The organism is Eubacterium sp. AF15-50 (genome assembly GCF_934835595.1).
In the GTDB taxonomy this organism is placed as follows: Bacteria; Bacillota; Clostridia; order Lachnospirales; family Lachnospiraceae; genus Eubacterium_G; species Eubacterium_G segne.
In genome coordinates this window covers 1-4271 of sequence record NZ_CAKVZL010000127.1, presented here as the reverse complement: position 1 = coordinate 4271, position 4271 = coordinate 1, and the positions used below count along the sequence as shown (strand labels likewise).

The 4271-nt window shown below is 33.4% G+C and carries 5 protein-coding genes; 3 read left to right on the top strand and 2 right to left on the bottom strand.

What is annotated here, in order from left to right:
• Together Q5O73_RS10220 and Q5O73_RS10215 are read right to left on the bottom strand one after the other, a co-directional pair.
• Nucleotides 1–409 (bottom strand): PEP/pyruvate-binding domain-containing protein (locus Q5O73_RS10220; protein WP_302669630.1); only part of this gene is annotated, 409 nt, incomplete at its 3' end.
• Between the two features lie 4 nt (nt 410–413).
• A complete protein-coding gene (locus Q5O73_RS10215; protein ID WP_302669629.1) occupies nt 414–1976 on the bottom strand; it encodes an LCP family protein in 1563 nt (520 codons plus the stop codon).
• Nucleotides 1977–2125: 149 nt separating this feature from the next.
• Between Q5O73_RS10215 and Q5O73_RS10210 the strand changes: the two genes are divergently transcribed.
• The 3 genes from Q5O73_RS10210 to Q5O73_RS10200 all read left to right on the top strand — a co-directional run.
• Nucleotides 2126–2941 carry a dipicolinate synthase subunit DpsA gene (locus tag Q5O73_RS10210; RefSeq protein WP_302669628.1) on the top strand — a complete coding sequence of 272 codons (816 nt, stop codon included), beginning with the start codon at nt 2126–2128 and terminating at the stop codon, nt 2939–2941.
• Nucleotides 2942–3547: a dipicolinate synthase subunit B gene (locus Q5O73_RS10205; RefSeq protein WP_021952971.1), complete on the top strand. Its 606-nt coding sequence runs from the start codon at nt 2942–2944 to the stop codon at nt 3545–3547.
• 99 nt (nt 3548–3646) lie between these two features.
• Nucleotides 3647–4271: asparagine synthetase B (locus Q5O73_RS10200; RefSeq protein WP_368076765.1), on the top strand; the 625-nt coding region annotated here is incomplete at its 3' end.

Genomic DNA, 4271 nt, shown 5'->3' with positions numbered 1-4271 from the left:
AAGTAAATAATACCCCGCTGTATGCTACATCCACTGCCTGATGCTGAATTAATACCTGCTGATTTGATATATCATCAATGTCTGATGAATAGGACGCAATAACATCATCAATTGCATTTATTACAGATGTAACATTAGATGAATCTACATCCAACAAACTGGTGTAATGACCTGCATTGGACTTTTTGTAACAGTCCTCGTTTGTAGATGAACTTCTTACAACAATTTTTGCTCCCTTAAACTTTTTCCCAATGTTAAGGGCAACCTCTCTTTTGTTTTTTACGTAGTCCGCTACCACAATAATAAGCATTTCTTCAATAAACGCCTTTGTGATAATTTTCTCTAATGCCTTTAAGGTATTTGCTTTTGTTGAAATTATTTCATTCTTAAGGTTATTATTTTTCTCCATTAATTTACTCCTTTGTACTTTCAGGCTCTTTTATTTCCTTATTTTCCTTATTATCCTCTAAAAGCTGCTTAGCTGTATTAATGGTATTTTCATCAGGAACCATAACATATGCTTTCTGATTTGGAATACTGTATGTGTAATCTGATGTTCCCTGACCGCTTACACTGTACTGGGTTATTTTCCACTTAGGTGCACGGTTTAACTGAAACCTTACAAGAGATTTAATGCTTTTCTTTGTCATATTAGTTTGAAAGCATTCACTAATCTCACTTAAAATACTGTCATAATTTTTCAGTAATGCAGGTGACTGGCATTTGGCAATTACAGATTCAATTACTTTCATCTGGTCCCTACCTCTCTGATGGTCACCTGCAGCAAATGAATGTCTTTCTCTTGCAAACCAAAGGGCTTCTATTCCGCTTAAATTTTCATTAAGACCTTCTTTGTAGCTAAATCCTGCCGCTGAAAATGCGTAATCAGAATCAACGTCTATACCACCTAAGGCATCAATTATTTTAACAAATCCCGTAAAATTAAGTCGTACATAATAATCAAAATCTATACCATAAATCATTTTAAGAGTGTCCATAGATACATCAATTCCATAATTTCCTGCATGGGTCAGCTTGTCCTTTACACCATTGGATATAGATAATGGTACATAGTAATCTCTCGGTGTTGAAATAAGAACAATGTTACCTGTAAGAGGATTTACTGACATAATAATGTTTACGTCACTTCTACTTTTAACGGTAACGTCTCCTTCTGTATCAATTCCGCTTAAATATACATTGAAACATCTTTTTGTGGCATTACCCTTATCATTCATTTGGGCAACGGCATTTTTCACTGTAGTTGTATAAATACATTTAATTTTGTCTGTAAAATCAGAATATTTGCCATTTTTCTTTCCATCATCCGTGTCATCTCCTGCTGATTCAATGGCATCAATTAATGACTGGTTAAGAATAATTGCATCAACATTTCCCTCTAGGAGTTCCTGTGCTAATGTAACAGGGTCATTTATTTCTTCGTTATCTACAATAGCTGTAAGTTCAGTTTCTATGGCATTTAAAACATTTTTAATATCTTCTGATGAAAACTGACTGTTATATCCGAATTTATACTTAAGGGCATGTTTTAACTTTTCGGCTTTATTTTCTTTAAGAACATACACACCATATTCGTCTGTGGCTAATAAAGAGTTTTTAACTATTTCATCAATGGTTTCTTCTGTTTTAGTAAACATGCCTTTGATTTTTGAATTATATGTTATACCTAAAATACCTGATGTTACCATTGCTACAATAAGTATTAATGACAAAACAATTGAGAAAATCCTACTTTTAAATCCTCTCTTTACCACGAAAGGAATAATTGAAATTACCACAAGAAATATCTCGGCAAAAACAATATACTTAACCGGGAGATATTCTAACAGCAGATAGTTTTTATATGAGGCAATATCATAAAAAACAACCTCTAAAAATACTAATGCCGCTATTACCAGAATATTAAATATTAATGCAGTAATTTTTAACTTTTTTCTTATATTCTTCTTTTCCATCTTTTCCTCCAAAAGCATTATTTCAAATATCTTACAGTATACCATTTAATAGTGAAAATAAAAATATATTATTGGAGGCACTGACAATTTTTTTATTATTTTAATCACTGATAAATAATTTCAGCATATTTTATAGCATGGAGGTTATTATGAAAACTATTTCTATTATTTCAGGTGACAAACGACAGTTTTATATAAAAGAATATTTGAAAAATAACGGATATAATGCCGAAATAATAACAAACATGGATTTTAATAATACTGACATTATTGTTGCAGGAACTCCATTTGTGAAAAATAATGAATATATAAATTGCGACTACTATACCGGTTTTCCGGTGGATACATTTCTAGGACTTTTAAAACCGAAACAAACTGTATTTGCCGGTAGCATCAGTGAGGATATAATGAAACTTTTTCCTAAAAATATTAAATTAATTGATGTTTTAAAGGATGAAGATGTGGTCTGGAGTAATGCCATGCTTACAGCCGAGGGATTAATTGGTGAGATTATTAAAAATACGGATTTTTCCCTTAATAATTCAAAGGTGCTTATTTTAGGCTTTGGAAAATGCGGAACTAATATTGCTTCGAGACTTTTTAACTTAAATTGTGATGTATCCATATATGACCATACAAAAAAACATTTAAGTCAGGCAGTATCATATGGATACAAAACCTTAGAAAAAGACGATTTTTCCATGGGACTTAATAAATTTGACATTATAATTAATACAGTTCCTGAAGTCATTTTCACAGAATATAACATGAGTCTTTTAAAAAAATCCTGTGTTCTTTTTGAAATTGCAGGCTATCCATATGGCTTTGATAAAAAATTGTCAGAAAAATATGGAATATCCCTTATTACATGCCCCGGACTGCCGGGAAAAACAGCTCCTAAGGCAGCCGGGGAATTAATTGCTAAAAGCATTATTTCATATTTAAAACAGAAAGGACTGGGATAAATGGCTCATAACTTTAAGGATAAGAATATTGGTGTTGGAATTACAGGCTCATATTGTACTTACAAGAAGGTATTTGAAGAGCTGAAACACCTTGCTGACACAAAAGCAAACATTATCACGATTTTTTCAGATAACGCTGCCTCAACGGACTCAAGATTTGGAAAATGTAAGGACTTTTTAAGTCTTGCAGAGAAAATCAGTGGGCATCCGCCAATTGTTACCATACCTGACGCTGAACCTATAGGGCCAAAATCAATGCTTGACCTTATGATTATTGCACCTTGTACCGGTAACACATTGTCAAAGCTGGCAAACGGCATTTCAGACACACCTGTTCTTATGGCAGCTAAGGCTCATCTTAGAAATAACCGTCCTCTGGTTATTTTTTTAAGTACAAATGACGCACTGGGAATGAATCTTAAGAATATTGGTATTCTATTAAATACCAAGAACATTTACTTTGTGCCATTTGGCCAGGATAACTATATATCTAAGCCCAATTCTATGATTGCGCATGTAGATTTAATTGAAGAAACCATTGAAAAAGCTCTTAGTGGAAGACAAATTCAGCCTGTTATTAAGAGTCCACATGTGACAATTATGTAAAAGGAGTTTTTTATGTGCGGTATTGCCGGTTTTTTTCAAACTAAACATGACGTGTTTAATGAGCATTCCTGTAGATTGCTTACAAATAAACTAACTAATATGAAAAAATCAATAAAACACCGTGGACCGGATGACGATGATATATATTTAGAAGGTTTTGCAGGTCTTGCCCACACCCGCCTTTCCATTAGGGATTTAAAAGGCGGGCATCAGCCTATGTCCTGTATGTATCGTAACCGGATTGCTACTATTGTATATAATGGGGAGCTTTACAATACTTCTGAGCTTACAGAAAAGTTAAAGGAGTACTCCGTCACTTTGAAAACAACCAGCGATACCGAAGTTATTTTGTACTGCTACCTTGTATTTGGTCATAGAATTTTCTCCCAGCTAAACGGGATTTTTTCCTTTGCAATATACGAAGATAACACATTAACTATTGTAAGAGATCATCTTGGAGTTAAACCTTTATTTTACCATTACGACTTTAATCAGTTTGTATTTTCATCAGAAATAAAGGGAATTTTTGCTTACGGAATTGGGCCGGAATTAAATAAGGAAAGCTGGTGCGAAATTATCGGCTTAGGTCCTGCCCATACTCCGGGAAATGGCGTTTTTGAAAACATAAAAGAACTTCTTCCGGGACATTTTATGGAAATCACCTGTGATTCCCATAAAAATATTTTGTGCCGTGACAAATGCTATTGGAAGCTTACATCTAAGC

Bases quoted from the DNA above. Each gene is read 5' to 3' on its own strand.
- Q5O73_RS10215 (WP_302669629.1), bottom strand. From the start codon at position 1,976: ATGGAAAAGAAGAATATAAGAAAAAAGTTAAAAATTACTGCATTAATA.
- Q5O73_RS10210 (WP_302669628.1), top strand. From the start codon at position 2,126: ATGAAAACTATTTCTATTATTTCAGGTGACAAACGACAGTTTTATATA.
- Q5O73_RS10205 (WP_021952971.1), top strand. From the start codon at position 2,942: ATGGCTCATAACTTTAAGGATAAGAATATTGGTGTTGGAATTACAGGC.